This is a genomic window from Streptomyces durbertensis, assembly GCF_014156695.1.
Taxonomy (GTDB): Bacteria; Actinomycetota; Actinomycetes; order Streptomycetales; family Streptomycetaceae; genus Streptomyces; species Streptomyces durbertensis.
In genome coordinates this window covers 1-15,197 of record NZ_WMLF01000091.1, presented here as the reverse complement: position 1 = coordinate 15,197, position 15,197 = coordinate 1, and the positions used below count along the sequence as shown (strand labels likewise).

The window sequence follows — 15,197 nt, the reverse complement described above, 5'->3', positions numbered from 1 at the left end:
CCCGAGACCCTCTCGGGGCACGACCTGTCCGCCGTGCGACGCCGTACGACGGCCGTCCTGGTGGCCAGCCAGGTGCTCGGCGGGCTGGGGGTGGCGACGGCCATCGCGCTCGCCGCCGTGCTGGCGGAGGAGATCAGCGGGTCCAGCGCGCTCGCCGGGCTCGCCACCACGTCCTCGGTGATCGGCACCGCGCTGCTCTCGCTGCCGCTGGCGTCCCTGATGGCCGCCCGGGGGCGGCGCGCGGGCCTCACCCTCGCCTACCTCCTCGGGGCCGCCGGCGGCGCGGTGGTGGTGCTGGCTGCGACGGTCGGCAGCTTCCCGCTGCTGCTGGCCGGTATGGCGCTCTTCGGCGCGGGTTCCTCCGCCAATCTGCAGGCCCGGTTCGCCGCCGCCGACCTGGCGGAGCCGGCGCACCGGGCGCGGGCCATCTCCCTGGTGGTGTGGGCGACGACGGTCGGCGCGGTGACCGGGCCGAACATCGCCGCGCCCGCCGGGCGCAGCGCGCGGGAGCTGGGTCTGCCGGAGGCCGCGGGGCCGTTTGTCTGGGGCACGCTGATCTTCCTGCTCGCCGCCGGTCTGGTGTGGGCCCTGCTGCGGCCCGACCCGCTGCTGACCGCGCGGGCGCTGGCCGGCGAGGCCGGCGGCGGTAACCGGGAGGACCGGTCGATCCGTGCCGCGCTGGCCGCGGTGGCCGCCTCACCGCGCGCCCGGCTCGCCCTCGTCACCCTCACCGGCGTGCACACCGCGATGGTGTCGGTGATGGTGATGACCCCGATCGACCTGCACCACCACGGCGCCGACCTCCAGCTGGTCGGGCTGGTGATCAGCGGGCACATCGCGGGCATGTACGCCTTCTCGCCGCTGCTGGGCTGGCTCGCGGACCGGCTCGGCCGGCTCGGCGTCATCGGGCTGGCCGTGGCGCTGACCGGCGGCGCCACCGCGCTGGCGGGCACCGCCGGCGGTCATCACGGGCAGAGCGCGGCGGGCCTGTTCCTGCTGGGGCTCGGCTGGTCGGCGGGCATGGTGGCCTGTTCGGCGCTGCTGACGGACAGCGTCCCGCAGCCGTCCAGGGCCGGTGTGCAGGGCCTGTCCGACCTGTCGATGAACGCGGCGGCCGGGGCCGGCGGCGCGCTGTCCGGGCTGGTCGTCGCGCAGGCCGGGTACGGCTGGCTGAACGCGCTTGCCGCCGCGCTGCTGCTGCCGGTCGCGGCGCTGGTGCTGCTCGACGTGCTGGGGCGGCGGGCCGCCGGGCGGGCGGCGGGCCGCGAGCCCGGGGCGCCCGACGCGGAGGCGGGCGCCCCGGACACGCCCGGCCCGGACGCGCCCGCCTTCGAGGCCGGTCAGCGCGGATAGAGCCGGAAGCCGAGCGCCTGGCGGCCGCCCGTCTGCTCGGCCATGCCCTCGAGCACTCCCTGGAGGAAGGTCCTGGCGTACTCCGCGGGCTCCTGGTCGCTGAGCGCGCTCAGGTAGGCGCGGTGCTCGGCCAGTGAGGCGACGGCCCGTTCCACGTCCCGGTCGCTGACCTCCTGGACATGTGTCGGGTCCGGTGCGCCGGCCGCCGCGACCCACCGCACGCCGTTCCACGGCCTCAGGCCCTGCTCGGCGAGCTGCTCGGGGAAGATCCAGCGGTTGCCGGCGTCCATCGCGGCGTCCAGGGTGCTGCGGCCGACGGCCCGGTGGTCGGCGGAGTTCCAGTAGCCGGGACCCCAGGTGTCGGTGTGGGTGAGCATGACGATCAGCTCCGGGCGGTGGCGGCGGATGGCGCCCGCCAGGTCGCGGCGGAGCGCGACACCCTCCTCGATCACTCCGTCCCCGTGGTCCAGGAACTCCACCTCGGACACACCGACGACCGCGGCGCTCGCCTGCTGCTCCCGCACCCGCACCCGTGCCGACTGGCCGGGTTCGAGGTCGTCGATACCGGCCTCGCCCCGCGTGGCCAGCAGATAGCGGACGTCCTTGCCCTGGTCGGTCCAGTGCGCGATGGCCGCCGCCGCGCCGTACTCCAGGTCGTCGGGGTGTGCGACGACCGCGAGGGCGCGCTCCCAGTCCGTCGGCATGTCCTCCAGCCGCCGGCCCTCTTGTCGTTCCGCCACGTGTGCCCTCCTCGGGTGGTCCCTGCCGCGCCGTGCTGTGAAAACGATCGTCACACAGCACGCTTGTGGCAGGGGGCCGGAAGCGCGGTCGGCGCGTCCTCCGGCCGACCGTATGTCAGGAGCCCACGTCGAAAGGCAGTGTCATGGCCCAGACCACCGACTCCCACCGCGCCAACCGCGCGTCCCTCGGCCACCGCATCCGCTACGCCGCCCGGCACCCCGAGCGGGTGCGGCCGTATCTGCGCCGCCTGGTGCGCGACCTGCGGCTGCGCGGTCAGGCGGGCCGGGACCACATCGCGTACTACCGCGCCGTGATGAAGGACGACACCAGCCGCAACCCGGAGGCGGCGGTCGGCAGCGCCACCCACGACCGCTGGCTGGCGCTGGGCCGGATGCAGTTCGACTTCCTCACCGCGAACGGTCTCACCACGGCGGACCGCATGCTGGAGATCGGCTGCGGCAACCTCCGGGCCGGCCGCCTGTTCATCGACCACCTCGGCCCCGGCCGGTACCACGGGGTCGACATCTCGCCGGACATCCTGCTGGCCGCGCAGGAGACGGTCGCCGAGTACGGGCTGCGGGACAAGCTGCCGTATCTGACGCTGGTGCGGGATCTGCGGCTGGCGCACCTGCCGGACGGCTACTTCACGGTGGTGCACGCGCACAGCGTCTTCTCGCACTCCCCGCTGGAGGTGATCGACGAGTGCTTCGCGCACGTCGGCCGGGTGATGGCGCCGGGCGGGTTCTTCGACTTCACCTACAACCGCACGGAGGGCACCGAACACCAGGTGCTGCGGGAGGACTTCTACTACCGCACGCACACGCTGCTGTCGCTCGCCGAGTCCTACGGGCTGCGTGCCCACCCGATGCCGGCGTGGGACGAGTTGCCGCACAAGCAGTCCCGGATCAGGGTCCGGCACGCGGAGTGAGCACCGGGCGGGTCGCGGCGCCGTGCGCGCTCGCCGCCCGGGCGGGATGCTCCGTCCGGCCGGTTTCGGTGCGCCGAGCGGATGACGTGCCCGGTGTGGCTACCACGGCGCCGCCATCAGGAGGCCGAGGAATGGAGTAGTCATATCGTCCGCTGAACGGGGGTCAGATCGTGGCACGGTTCAGCACCGGCACGCGCGTCGCCGCGGCCCTGGCGCTCGCTCTCGCCGTGTTCGGCGGCGCGACGGGCTGCGGCGGTACGCCGCAACCGCCGCAGAGCCGCGGGCAGGACGCGGCTCAGCCGACCGAGAACGAGCAGAATCGTTCCGGCGCAACCGCCGTGCGGCCGGCCGGCACCGGCTTCACCCTCGTGGCGACCGGCGACATCCTGCCGCACGACTCGGTGATCGAGCAGGCCCGCCGGGACGCCGGAGGGGAGGGCTACGACTTCCGCAGGATGCTCTCCGGCGCGGCCCCCGCCCTCGCCGGAGCAGACCTGGCGATCTGCCACATGGAGACCGTCTACGGCGCCGCCAACGGGCCCTTCAGCGGCTACCCGAACTTCCTCACCCCGCCGCAGATCGCCCAGGCGGTACGGGACACCGGCTACCACTCCTGCTCCACCGCCTCCAACCACACCCTCGACGCGGGCCGCGCGGGCGTGGTGCGGACGCTCGACGCGATGGACGCGGCGGGGCTGCGGCACGTCGGCTCCGCCCGCTCGGCCACCGAACGGGCCCGCCCGCCGATCCTGCGGGCGGGCGACGCCCGCGTGGCCCACCTCGCGTACACCCACGGCAGCAACGTCAGCTTCGGCACGGATCCGGTCCGGATGGCCAAGCCGAAACCGTGGCTGGTCAATCTCATCAACACCCGCCGGATCATCGCCGACGCCCGGGCCGCCCGGCGCGCGGGCGCGGACGTGGTGGTGGTGAGCACGCACTGGGGGACGGAGGGGCAGGAGGCACCCGACGAGGACCAGCTGCGGCTCGCCGACCGGCTCACCGCCTCCCGTACCAAGGGCCGCCGCGACATCGACCTGATCATCGGCACCCACGCCCACGTGCCCCAGGCGTACGAGAAGGTCAACGGCACCTGGGTGGTCTACGGGATGGGCGACCAGCTCGTCGGTGAGATGAGCGACCCACGCGGCAGCATGGGAAGCGCCGCCCGGTTCACCTTCCGCCCGCCGAAGCGGCCGGGTGAGGCGTGGCGGGTGGTCCGCGCGGAGTACGTGCCGCACCTGGTGGTGAACCGCCCCCGCGTGGACATCGTCAACCTCGCCCGCAGCCGGGGACGGGCGGACGAGCCCGGCGAGTACCGGCGGGCCCGGGAGCTGATCAGCCGTGCCGTGCTCAGTCGGGGCGCCGCCGACGACGGTCTGGTGATGGGGCGCTGACCGCCCCGCCCGGGGCTAGCGCCAGCCGTAGCGTCGCCGCAGCCCGCGCACCACCCCGGCGAACCTGGTCACCTCCAGGGCACACGCCTCCCGGCGCATCGCGGCCGGATGGATGCGCAGCAGCCGGTCGAGGTCGACCCAGCTCTCCCGGCCGGCCGCGTCCCAGGGGCCGCTGCCGATGCCCACCCACTCGTGGTCGTCGTCCCGACGGCGGCTGGTCAGCTGCACGCCGAGGACGGTGTCCCCGGCCTCCCGGGCGATGATCAGTACGGGCCTGTCCTTGCCGCGGCCGTCGTTCTCCTCGTACGGGACCCAGGTCCAGACGATCTCGCCGGGGTCGGGATCGCCGTCGGGGTCGGGGGCGTACTCCGTACGCACCGGGCCGACGGCGGTGCCGGAGACCTCGCGGGTGGCGGTCGGGCCGGTGCTGCCGAGCGGCGGCGGGGCGTCAGCGGCGTTGGCTGTCACGGTCGTTCGTGTGTTCACCGGGCTCACGGTACTGCCCGGCGGTGGCGGGCCGACGTCCGGTGTCCGCCCGCCGGACGGCGCGTTCCGGGAGCGCGGGGCTCCCGGAACGCGCCGAACCGTGCCTGACACGCGTGGGTTCACACCCGTGGGTCCACACACGTGGACTTCACACCCGTGGGCGCCGGACCCACAGGTATCCGCCCACGGCGGCCAGCGCGCCGGCCACTCCCCCGCCGGCGGTCCACAGCCAGCGGTCCGACCACCACGAACCGGACCAGCCGCCGTCCGGCTCGGCCAGCTCCAGCGTCCGGCGGCCCTCCGTGTTGTCCTCGACGCTGTCACCGCCGTCACCGCCGGCCAGCGCGGTGCCCGCGTGCAGCGAGGGGATCAGCGGACTGCCCAGGTCGCCGCCGCCCCGGCGGGCGCCGCCCGCGGAACCGGCGTCGACCTCGATCGAGACCTCGATCGGCAGACCGCGGTCCTGCTCCGGCAGGCCGACAGCCGCCACCCGCACGAAGTACGCGCCGGGCAGCGGGTCCTCCGACCAGGTGTCGGCCCACGGCTGCACGGGCCGCAGCGTGCAGCGCAGCCGGACCTCGGCCGCGTCCTGCCGGGCGGTGCGGGTGTGGGTGCCGGCCGCGCAGGGCTGCGCGCGGCGCAGGCCGTCGTGCAGCGAGAGCTGCCAGCGGGAGGTGCCGCTGCGGCTGGAGGACTCGGGCAGCCGGACGGTCGCCGAGACCGTGGGGCGCTGGCCCGCGCCGGCGCCGAACGCCCAGTACAGGTAGTCGCTGCTGGACGCCGCCGCCCTGCCCTCCTGCCCGTCCCGGAGCACGGTCGCGCCGCGGAAGGTGGTGCCGGCCTCCGTCACCGTGCCGTTGTCACCGGTGTTCTCGCCGTCGTCCCCGTCGGCGAGCGCCGGGGCGGCGCCGCCGATCAGGGCGGTGCCGGCGAGCGCCAGCGCGGCCGTCCACACGCGCAGGCGAGCGGCGCGCCTCAGCTGGGGGGTGCGCCTCGTACGGTTGGTCCGCATCAGGCCCTCCTGGCGGGGTTGCGCAGGCGGCCGATCAGGCCGGCCAGCAGTCCGGCGGCCAGCCCGGTCACGGTGAGCAGCAGGACCGGCACCCAGCCGCGGGCCAGCCCGAGGAACGCCACGTCGGCGGTGTCCGACGCCTCGACGACGTCGACGGTGAGCTCCACCGGCAGTCCCGGCGTGCGCTGGACGGACGCCGGCGCGGAGAAGGCGTGGGACGCCTCCAGGCACACCGTGCGCTCCTCCTCGCCGTTCCACGGGTAGCGCAGCCCCGTGGAGAGCACGTCGGTCCGGCCGCTGCCGGCCTCGCGTCCGCGTACCAGTTCGGTGCCGCGCTCGCTGACCGCCCGCAGCAGTACCGCGTAGTCGCGGTCGACGGCGCGGTCGGCCGCGACGCTCAGCGAGGCGCGCAGCTCCTGGCCGGGCTGCAACTCAACCTGGTACCAGCGGTGTTGTCCGAACTCGGCACGGTCGGCGTAGACGCCCGGGGTGAGCTGGGGGGCGTCCGCGCAACGCTCGCCGCCCTCGGCGGGCGCCGGGTTCTCCAGCGGCGTGTCGGCCGAGCGACGCACCAACTGCTTGAGCCGGTCGGAGAGTTGGTCGGTGTCCTGGACGGAGGTGTAGGTGCCGCCGGTGGCCTCCGCGATGCAGCCGAGCTGCCGGCGCACCTTGTCGTCGGCGGCCAGGCCCAGCGTGTCGACGGTCAACTGGGTGCCGCTGGCGGCCAGTTCACGCGCGACGTCGCACGGGTCGGGCTGGCCGCAGGAATCCTCGCCGTCGGTGATCAGCACGATGCGGCGGGTTCCCTCCCCGTCGCCCAGGTCCTTCACCGCGCCGCGCAGCGCGTAGCCGATCGGTGTCCAGCCGGTCGGACGCAGCGTGGCCACCGCCGTCTTCGCCTCGGTCTTGTTCACCTCCCCGACCGGGTAGAGGGCCTCGCTGTCGACGCAACCCAACTTCTTGTTCTCGCCGGGGTAGTTCGCGCCGAGCGTGCGGATGCCGAGGTGGACGCCGTCCGGGACGGCGTCGATGACCTCGTTGAACGCCTGCTGGGCCGCAGCCATCCGCGACTTCCCGCCGACGTCCTTCGCCCGCATCGAACCACTGACGTCGAGTACCAGGTTGACCTTCGGCGGTGGAGTGTCCTCGCCGACCGGCTCGGCCGCCGCGCTACCGGGCAGTCCCGCTGCCCCAAGGCCGACGAGCATGGCGCAGAGCGCCGCCGCCGACCGCCTTCCTATGATCATTGGCGGATCCTATTGATCCGCGCCCCGGGCGCCAAACCGGCCGTGCGCGCAGGCCGGTTGGCAGCCCGTCCACGCGTTGTCGCCGACGAACAACCGGGCGGCGCCCGGCGGCGCGGCTACTCGGGAGCCGAGAAGCGGTCCGGGGCCTCGGTCGGCGCGTCACCGGGCTCCGGGAGCCGCTGGTCCGCACAGCCGTCGAGCACGCCGGACATCGCCTGCTTCTCCGCCGGCGTCACCCACAGCTCGTACTTCTGCTTGACGGCGATCTGGAGGGCGACGTACTCGCAGCGGTAGGACTCGTTGGCGGGAAGCCACTCCGCCGCGTCCGAGTCGCCCTTCTGCCGGTTGGCGGAGGCTTCGACGGCCAGCAGGTTGAGCGGGTCGTTGGCCAGGGCTATGCGCTTGGCCGGCGCCCAGTCCGCTGCTCCCTTCTGCCAGGAGTCCGACAGCGCCACGACGTGGTCGATGTCCACCTTGCTGCGACCCCGGGTGAACTCCATCGTGGTACCTGTGTACGGGTCGTCGGTCAGGGTGCCGCTCTCCACCGTGCAGCCGTCCTCGGCGAGCTTCACGTCGTCGAGGTCGCGCTGGAGGATGTCGTTGCGGGTGGAGCAGCGGTTGCCGTCGATGTCGGCCCACGGCGAGCCGAACTTCCGCCGGTCGTAACCCTCCTTGCCGGCCGACTCCTTGACGGACAGCTCCGCCAGGGCGGCGACGGCTCCTCCCGCCGGCGGCGACGCGGGCCGGCCGTCGGCCGGCTTCTCGGAGGCGGGGTCGCCCTCCAGCGCGGCGCAGCCGCCGAGCAGCAGAGCGGCGACGACAAGAGGCGCGGCACGCCGGAGAGTTCGGCGCGGCGCCGCGAGGGCGGATGCGGAGTCGGCGGGGCGGGCGGCGGCTTGGCGCGAGGTCACAGGCACGTCCAACGGGGCGCGTTCGGGCGGGACACGGGGGCACGCCCCCGCGTGATCCTAAGCCACCGCGTCTCCGCCGCACAGGGCGCCTTGTGCACCGCCGGGTCCGCCGCGTACCACCGTGGGCACGGGTGTGCGCCGCTCCGGAACCCGGCTGCCGGCGCGCGCCCTCACGCGCCGCACCGACCGGACCGCGTCAGAACGTCGGAGGGCCGCCGCGCGAACCGTGATCGATGGTTCGCGCGGCGGCCCTGGACGCCTGTGTCCGTCAGCTCCCCACGGCTCTCGGGTCACCCCTGGCCGGGCGGCGCGTCGAAGCCGGCGGCGGCGACGAAGTCCGGCCGGGGGTCGAGCGCGGCGGCGAGCCGGAAGTGCCGCCGGGCCTCTTCGGGCCGGTTGGCCCGCTCCAGGGTCCGGGCGAGCGCGAAGTGCGCGTAGGCGTTGGCCGGCTCGCGGTCGACCACGTGTCGGAACTCCCGCTCGGCCGCGCCGAGCCGGGCCGCAAGGAAGTAGGCCCGCGCCCGCAGCAGGCGGGCCCCGAGGTGCTCGGGGTGGGCCTCGATGACCGTGTCCAGGAGTTGGATGGCGCCGCGCGGGTCCCTGGCGTTGAGCAGGTGCTCGGCGGCTCGGTAGTCGATGATGTGCGTCTCGGGCGTGCTGGCCATACGGCTCCTCCTTACCCAGAGGTCAACGGTCGCCGCACGCCGCGCATTCCCGCGGCGAGGCGGGTGGCGTCCTCAGCCGGTCCGACGGTCGAGCAGCCGCCGCCACACCTCGCGGACCTGGGCTTCCAGCTCCGCCAGCGGCCCGTCGTTGTTGATCACGAAGTCGGCGGCGGCGAGCCGCTGCTCGCGGCCGGCCTGGGCCGCCATGCGCGAACGCGCCTCGTCCTCGCTCATGCCGCGCAGCCGCACCAGCCGGTCCAGCCGCGTCTCCTCGCCGGCGTCCACGACAACAACAGCGTCGTACAGCGGCACCAGCCCGTTCTCCACGAGCAGCGGCACGTCGTGCACGATGACCGCGTCCGGCGGGGCGGTCTCCTGCAACTCCGCCGACCGCGCGCCGACAAGCGGGTGCACGATAGCGTTGAGGGCGGCGAGCCGCGCCGGGTCGCCGAAGACGATCCGGCCGAGCGCCGGACGGTCGAGCCGGCCGTCGGGCAGCAGCACCTCCTCGCCGAACTCGGCGACCACCGCCGCGTGCCCCGGTGTACCCGGCTCGACCACCTCACGGGCGATCTGGTCGGCGTCCACGATCACCGCGCCCAGCCTGTCCAGCAGGCGGGAGACCTCGCTCTTGCCGGCGCCGATCCCGCCCGTCAGTCCCACACTCAGCATGCGCCCACCCTACGGGGCCCCACGCCGGCTGCGGCGCCGGAGCACCCACACGGCCCGCACGGCACCCACCGCGTCAGCCGTGGCGGCCGTCTCCCTCGCCCGGTCCGCGCTCGCGGTCGGCGAGGAACTGCTCGAACACGGCGCCGAGTTCGTCCGCCGACGGCAGGTCGACCGGCTCGGCGACGAGGTTGCCCCGGGTGGCGGCGCCGGCGATGGCGTCGTACTGCTGCTCCAGACCGCGCACCACCGAGACGAGCTCGTCGTCCCCCTCGGCGAGCTGGCGCTCGATCTCGTTCTGCGTGCGGTGGGCGTCCGTGCGCAGCTCCTGGGCGAGCCTGGGCAGGACAAGGCCGGTGGCGGCGGTGATCGCCTCCACCGCGACCAGCGCGGCGTCCGGGTAGGCGGAGCGGGCGAGGTAGTGCGGTACGTGCGCGGCGACGCCGAGCACGTCGTGCCCGGACTCCTCGAGCCGGAACTCCAGCAGCGCGGCGGCGCTGCCCGGCACCTGCGCCTCGTCGAAGAAGCTCGGCTGGCCGGGGACCAGCTCGGCGCGCGTCCCGTGCGGGGTGAGGCCGACGGGCCGGGTGTGCGGGACGCCCATCGGGATGCCGTGCGAGGTCACCGACAGCTGTACGCCCAGCCGCTCCACGATCGTGCGCACCGCGGCGGTGAAACGCTCCCACTCCACGTCCGGCTCGGGCCCGGACAGCACCAGGAACGGCGCGCCCGCGGAGTCCCGCATCAGGCGCACGGCGAGCTCGGGGCGGCGGTAGGCCGTCCAGCGGTCCCGCTCGAAGGTCATCAGCGGGCGGCGGGCCCGGTAGTCCACCAGCCGGTCGACGTCGAAGCGGGCGACCGTCCGCGACTCGTGGTGCTCCAGCAGGCCGGCGGCGATCTGCTCGCCCACGGCGCCGGCGTCGATGAAGCCCTCGAAGTGGTAGAACATCACAAGCCCGGCGCCGACCCCCCGGTCCAGGATCTCGTCGACCTCCCGGAGCCCGGCCGGCTCCCATTCGAACAACTCGCGCGCTTCCCGCACAGCTCCAGTCCCTCCGTGTCCCTGCTCTGCAGGCGTCAACGACGGCCGGCGGCCACGCATTCCCGGAGGAGACCCGGGAGGGCCCCGGAGGAAACGGAGGAAACGCAGAGGACCCGCCTCCTGATGGAGGCGGGTCCTCTGATTGTTCGGTCGGCCGTCAGGTGAGGCGGGCGGGCCGGTGTCGGTCCGTCACCTCATCCGGGGCCTGGGCCCGCGGCGCGTGCCGTCGGCTCAGCTCTGACCGCCGGCGAGCTTCTCGCGGAGCGCGGCCAGCGCCTCGTCGGAGGCGAGCGCACCGGAGTCGTCACCGGAGTCGGAGGAGTACGAGCCGCCGCCCTGGCCGCCGCCCTGCGAGGGCGAGCCGCCGGTGGTGGCACCCTCGGCCTCGGCCTGGGCGTCCGCCTCGCGGGACTTGATGACCTGCGCCTGGTGCTGCTCGAAGCGGGTCTGCGCCTCGGCGTACTGGCGCTCCCACTCCTCGCGCTGCTTCTCGTAGCCCTCGAGCCAGTCGTTGGCCTCGGGGTCGAAGCCCTCGGGGTAGATGTAGTTGCCCTGGTCGTCGTAGGACGCGGCCATGCCGTACAGGGTCGGGTCGAAGTCGACGGCCATCGGGTCGGCACCGAAGGACTCGTTGGCCTGCTTCAGCGAGAGGCTGATGCGGCGGCGCTCGAGGTCGATGTCGATGACCTTGACGAAGATCTCGTCGTTGACCTGGACGACCTGCTCCGGGATCTCCACGTGGCGCTCGGCCAGCTCGGAGATGTGGACCAGGCCCTCGATGCCCTCGTCCACGCGGACGAACGCACCGAACGGAACCAGCTTGGTGACCTTGCCGGGGACGACCTGGCCGATCTGGTGCGTCCGGGCGAACTGCTGCCACGGGTCTTCCTGGGTCGCCTTGAGCGACAGGGAGACGCGCTCGCGGTCCATGTCGACGTCCAGGACCTCGACCGTGACCTCCTGGCCGACCTCGACGACCTCGGAGGGGTGGTCGATGTGCTTCCAGGACAGCTCGGAGACGTGGACGAGACCGTCGACGCCGCCCAGGTCCACGAAGGCACCGAAGTTGACGATGGAGGAGACGACGCCGGAGCGCACCTGGCCCTTCTGGAGGGTGGTGAGGAAGGTCTGGCGGACCTCGCTCTGGGTCTGCTCCAGCCAGGCGCGGCGGGACAGGACCACGTTGTTGCGGTTCTTGTCCAGCTCGATGATCTTGGCCTCGAGCTCCTTGCCCACGTAGGGCTGGAGGTCGCGGACGCGACGCATCTCGACCAGGGAGGCCGGGAGGAAGCCGCGGAGGCCGATGTCGAGGATGAGACCACCCTTGACGACCTCGATGACGGTACCGGTGACGATGCCGTCCTCTTCCTTGATCTTCTCGATGGTGCCCCAGGCACGCTCGTACTGGGCGCGCTTCTTCGAGAGGATCAGGCGGCCTTCCTTGTCCTCCTTCTGGAGGACAAGGGCTTCGATCTCGTCACCGACGGCGACGACCTCGTTGGGGTCGACGTCGTGCTTGATCGACAGCTCGCGGGACGGAATGACGCCCTCGGTCTTGTAACCGATGTCGAGCAGGACCTCGTCCCGGTCGACCTTCACGATGACGCCGTCGACGATGTCGCCGTCGTTGAAGTACTTGATCGTCTCGTCGATCGCGGCGAGGAAGGCTTCCTCGGAACCGATGTCGTTAACCGCAACCTGCGGGGTGGTCACGGTGCTCTCGGTGCTGCTCGTCATGTGGTAAAGGGCTCCGGTACGGACATGAAAGTCGTAGGTACTGCTACGCCGTGAGCCCGTTTCGCACCGCCGAAGCCGGACAGCCTGAGAAGCGCCCGTTTTCCCTGAGCGTCCGAGCGGTGAGACCGCCTGAACGGCTGAGGATGAGCGCCTCGACAACCGAGGGGACATACAACAGATGCAAGCGCGACCTACTCCGTCCGAGGCGCGCAGGCCCGCAGCGCAACTTGTAGCATACGGGCGCGACGGGGAAGGGTCAATGCACGATTGAGCACAGGCAGGGCCAATCACCCGATTCCGGCACGGCACCCGTTCCGTCGCGCTCGCGACCTACAAGCACCGGTCAGCCTACGCCACCGTCCCGCACGCCGGCACGGGGGCTCCCGGAGCGACGAACCGAACGGACCGCATGAACCAGCATCACCCCGCCGACGACGCGTACGACACGCCCGACCGTGCCGACGCCGCGTACACCGCCCACGCCGATGAGTCCGACGCCGACGCCGATGACGAGACGGCCGTGCGCCGGCCCGCGGGCGTGGCGGAGAGCGTGGCGGCCAGCCGGCACTGGTGGGACCGCAACGCGGACGACTACCAGCGCGAGCACGGCGACTTCCTCGGCGACGACCGCTTCGTCTGGGGGCCCGAGGGGCTGGACGAGGAGCGGGCCGGTCTGCTCGGACCGGCGGCCGGGCTGGCGGGGCAGCGGGTGCTGGAGATCGGCGCGGGAGCCGCGCAGTGCTCCCGCTGGCTGGCCGCGCGCGGCGCCCGGCCGGTGGCGGTGGACGTCTCGCACCGGCAGCTCCAGCACGCCCGGCGCCTCGGCGCCGGGGGCGTCACCCTGCTCCAGGCGGACGCCGGGCGACTCCCGCTCGCCGACGCCTCGTTCGACCTGGCCTGCTCCGCCTACGGCGCGGTGCCGTTCGTCGCGGACGCCGAACAGGTGTTCCGGGAGGTGCGGCGGGTGCTGCGGCCCGGCGGGCGGTGGGTCTTCTCGCTCACGCACCCGATCCGCTGGGCGCTGCCGGACGAGCCCGGCCCCGAGGGGCTGACCGTCGCGGCCTCCTACTTCGACCGCACGCCCTACGTCGAGCAGGACGAGTCGGGCCGCGCCCGGTACGTCGAGCACCACCGCACGCTCGGCGACCGGGTGCGGGAGCTGACCCGCGCCGGCTTCCGACTGCTGGACCTGGTCGAGCCGGAATGGCCGGAGTGGAACCACCAGGAATGGGGCGGCTGGTCGCCGCTGCGGGGGCGGCTGATCCCGGGCACGGCGATCTTCGTCTGCGTCGCCGACGCCCCTGCCGCGGGCCGAGGCTGAGGGACGCGGCCGCCGGGCCGGGTCGACGGCCGGCCGGCCGAAGGCAGCGGCCGGGCCGAGGGCGGCGTCGCGCGCTGACGGCGGCACGGAAGACTGGGGGCGTGCTGCGAACCGAAGCCCTCCACCGGCTGCCCGTGCGGGCGGCGTTGCCCGAGCTGACCGACGCGCTCGACCGGCGTGGCGTGGCCGTGCTGCACGCGCCGCCGGGCACCGGCAAGACCACACTCGTCCCGCTGGCGCTGGCCGGGCTGCTGGACGACGGGCGGCCGCCGGCCCGGGTACTCGTCGCCGAGCCGCGACGGCTGGCCGCGCGTTCGGCGGCGGCCCGCATGGCGTGGCTGCTCGGCGAGCGCACCGGCGGTTCGGTCGGCCTCACCGTGCGCGGCGAACGGCGTGTCGGCGCCGCCACCCGGGTGGAGGTCGTCACCACGGGCGTGCTGCTGCAGCGCCTCCAGCGGGACCAGGAGCTGGCCGGGGTGGACGTCGTGCTGGTGGACGAGTGCCACGAGCGGCATCTGGACGCCGACACCGCGCTGGCGTTCCTCGTCGACGTCCGCGCCGCGCTGCGGCCGGAGCTGCGGCTGGTCGCGGCCTCCGCGACGGCGGACACCGAGAGCTGGGCACGGCTGCTGACCGGCCTTGATGAGGACGGCACCCCGGCGCCCGTGGTGCACGGCCGGGGCGAGTCGCATCCGGTGGCCGTGCGCCATGTGCCGCCGCCGTCCGCGGTGCGACCGGCGCACGGCACCAGGGTGGACCCGGCGCTGCTGCGGCACGTCGCGGCCACCGTGCGCCGGGCCGCTCTGGGCGACGAGGGGCCAGGCGGCGCCGACGGCGGCGACGTGCTGTGCTTCCTGCCCGGCGCGGGCGAGATCAGCCGGGTGGCCGGCATGCTGGACGACCTCGCGGCCGCCGGCTGGGAGGTGCTGCAACTGCACGGGCGCGCGCCGGCCGCCGTGCAGGACGCGGTGCTGGCGGGCGGCGCCGCCCGCCGGGTCGTGCTGGCCACCTCGGTGGCCGAGTCGAGCCTGACGGTGCCGGGCGTCCGCACGGTCGTGGACTCCGGACTCGCCCGGGTACCCCGGGTGGACCACGCGCGGGGCCTGGGGTCGCTGGCCACCGTGCGGGTCTCCCACGCCGCCGCGACCCAGCGTGCCGGCCGGGCCGGCCGGGAGGCGCCCGGTGTCGCGCTGCGCTGCTGGGACCAGGCGGAGGAGAGCCGGCTGCCGCGCTTTCCGGCACCGGAGATCGCGGTCGCGGATCTGACCGCCTTCGCCCTGCAGGCCGCCTGCTGGGGTGATCCGGACGCGTCCTCGCTGGCCCTGCCGGACCCGCCGCCCGCCGGCGCCATGGCGGCCGCCCGCGAGACCCTGCGCGCCGTCGGCGCGGTCGGCTCCGACGGCCGGGTCACCGCGCGGGGCCGGGCGCTGGCCGGCCTCGGGGTGCACCCGCGGCTGGCCCGGGCGCTGCTGGACGGCGCCGAGGCGGTGGGCGGCCGGCTCGCCGCCGAGGTGGTGGCGCTGCTGAGCGAGGAACCGCCGAGGGCGTGGGGCGGTGACGTGCCGCAGGTGCTGCGCGCCGCGCGGCGGGCCGGGCGGGACGACCCGTACGCGGCCAGATGGCGCCGCGAGGTGCGCCGCCTGACGTCGGCACTGGAGGCGGCCGACCGGGCCGGCGCGGCGGGGCAG

At 74.3% G+C, this 15,197-nt stretch carries 14 protein-coding genes; 5 read left to right on the top strand and 9 right to left on the bottom strand.

Features of this window, described 5'->3' with window-relative positions; genetic code table 11:
* Positions 1-33: 33 nt before the first annotated feature.
* Positions 34-1,353, top strand: a complete 1,320-nt coding sequence (locus GL263_RS08980) for an MFS transporter (protein ID WP_438947937.1) — start codon at positions 34-36, stop codon at positions 1,351-1,353.
* Here the strand turns inward: GL263_RS08980 and GL263_RS08975 are convergent.
* On the bottom strand, positions 1,341-2,057 hold the full coding sequence (locus GL263_RS08975) for a PIG-L deacetylase family protein (protein WP_182855065.1): 717 nt from the start codon (positions 2,055-2,057) through the stop codon (positions 1,341-1,343). The genes GL263_RS08980 and GL263_RS08975 overlap by 13 nt on opposite strands.
* A 179-nt stretch (positions 2,058-2,236) precedes the next feature.
* Here GL263_RS08975 and GL263_RS08970 point away from each other — a divergent pair, with 179 nt between their 5' ends.
* Together GL263_RS08970 and GL263_RS08965 are read left to right on the top strand one after the other, a co-directional pair.
* A complete protein-coding gene (locus GL263_RS08970) occupies positions 2,237-3,022 on the top strand; it encodes a class I SAM-dependent methyltransferase (protein ID WP_182855062.1) in 786 nt (261 codons plus the stop codon).
* A 170-nt stretch (positions 3,023-3,192) separates the two neighbouring features.
* Positions 3,193-4,419 (top strand): CapA family protein, encoded by a 1,227-nt coding sequence (locus GL263_RS08965; protein WP_182855061.1) that lies wholly within the window; start codon positions 3,193-3,195, stop codon positions 4,417-4,419.
* A 15-nt stretch (positions 4,420-4,434) separates the two neighbouring features.
* Here the strand turns inward: GL263_RS08965 and GL263_RS08960 are convergent, their stop codons facing one another.
* From GL263_RS08960 to rpsA, 8 genes are all read right to left on the bottom strand, one after another.
* Positions 4,435-4,905: a type II toxin-antitoxin system PemK/MazF family toxin gene (locus GL263_RS08960; protein WP_438947936.1), complete on the bottom strand. Its 471-nt coding sequence runs from the start codon at positions 4,903-4,905 to the stop codon at positions 4,435-4,437.
* A 148-nt stretch (positions 4,906-5,053) separates the two neighbouring features.
* Positions 5,054-5,917: a hypothetical protein gene (locus GL263_RS08955; protein WP_182855060.1), complete on the bottom strand. Its 864-nt coding sequence runs from the start codon at positions 5,915-5,917 to the stop codon at positions 5,054-5,056.
* Positions 5,917-7,164: a VWA domain-containing protein gene (locus GL263_RS08950; RefSeq protein ID WP_182855059.1), complete on the bottom strand. Its 1,248-nt coding sequence runs from the start codon at positions 7,162-7,164 to the stop codon at positions 5,917-5,919. The genes GL263_RS08955 and GL263_RS08950 overlap by 1 nt, the downstream gene beginning before the upstream one ends.
* Positions 7,165-7,280: 116 nt before the next feature.
* The gene (locus GL263_RS08945) at positions 7,281-8,075 is read right to left on the bottom strand and encodes an HNH endonuclease family protein (protein ID WP_438947935.1); all 795 of its coding nucleotides are present in this window, start codon (positions 8,073-8,075) and stop codon (positions 7,281-7,283) included.
* Between the two features lie 290 nt (positions 8,076-8,365).
* Entirely contained in the window at positions 8,366-8,740 is a 375-nt protein-coding gene (locus GL263_RS08940; protein WP_182855058.1) for a tetratricopeptide repeat protein, read from the bottom strand.
* Positions 8,741-8,812: 72 nt separating this feature from the next.
* The gene (gene coaE, locus GL263_RS08935; protein ID WP_182855057.1) at positions 8,813-9,412 is read right to left on the bottom strand and encodes a dephospho-CoA kinase; all 600 of its coding nucleotides are present in this window, start codon (positions 9,410-9,412) and stop codon (positions 8,813-8,815) included.
* 73 nt (positions 9,413-9,485) lie between these two features.
* On the bottom strand, positions 9,486-10,451 hold the full coding sequence (locus GL263_RS08930) for a proteasome assembly chaperone family protein (protein WP_182855056.1): 966 nt from the start codon (positions 10,449-10,451) through the stop codon (positions 9,486-9,488).
* Positions 10,452-10,682: 231 nt separating this feature from the next.
* A complete protein-coding gene (gene rpsA, locus GL263_RS08925) occupies positions 10,683-12,188 on the bottom strand; it encodes a 30S ribosomal protein S1 (RefSeq protein ID WP_182855055.1) in 1,506 nt (501 codons plus the stop codon).
* A 409-nt stretch (positions 12,189-12,597) separates the two neighbouring features.
* Between rpsA and GL263_RS08920 the strand changes: the two genes are divergently transcribed.
* Positions 12,598-13,509, top strand: a complete 912-nt coding sequence (locus tag GL263_RS08920; RefSeq protein ID WP_182855054.1) for a class I SAM-dependent methyltransferase — start codon at positions 12,598-12,600, stop codon at positions 13,507-13,509.
* A 101-nt stretch (positions 13,510-13,610) separates the two neighbouring features.
* A partial coding sequence (locus tag GL263_RS08915; protein ID WP_182855053.1) for a helicase-related protein occupies positions 13,611-15,197 on the top strand: 1,587 nt, incomplete at its 3' end.

Excerpts from the sequence above, each read along its gene's own strand:
- GL263_RS08975 (WP_182855065.1), bottom strand. The coding sequence starts at position 2,057 with ATGCCGACGGACTGGGAGCGCGCCCTCGCGGTCGTCGCACACCCCGAC.
- GL263_RS08970 (WP_182855062.1), top strand. The coding sequence starts at position 2,237 with ATGGCCCAGACCACCGACTCCCACCGCGCCAACCGCGCGTCCCTCGGC.
- GL263_RS08955 (WP_182855060.1), bottom strand. The coding sequence starts at position 5,917 with ATGCGGACCAACCGTACGAGGCGCACCCCCCAGCTGAGGCGCGCCGCT.
- GL263_RS08950 (WP_182855059.1), bottom strand. The coding sequence starts at position 7,164 with ATGATCATAGGAAGGCGGTCGGCGGCGGCGCTCTGCGCCATGCTCGTC.
- GL263_RS08940 (WP_182855058.1), bottom strand. The coding sequence starts at position 8,740 with ATGGCCAGCACGCCCGAGACGCACATCATCGACTACCGAGCCGCCGAG.
- coaE (WP_182855057.1), bottom strand. The coding sequence starts at position 9,412 with ATGCTGAGTGTGGGACTGACGGGCGGGATCGGCGCCGGCAAGAGCGAG.
- rpsA (WP_182855055.1), bottom strand. The coding sequence starts at position 12,188 with ATGACGAGCAGCACCGAGAGCACCGTGACCACCCCGCAGGTTGCGGTT.
- GL263_RS08920 (WP_182855054.1), top strand. The coding sequence starts at position 12,598 with ATGAACCAGCATCACCCCGCCGACGACGCGTACGACACGCCCGACCGT.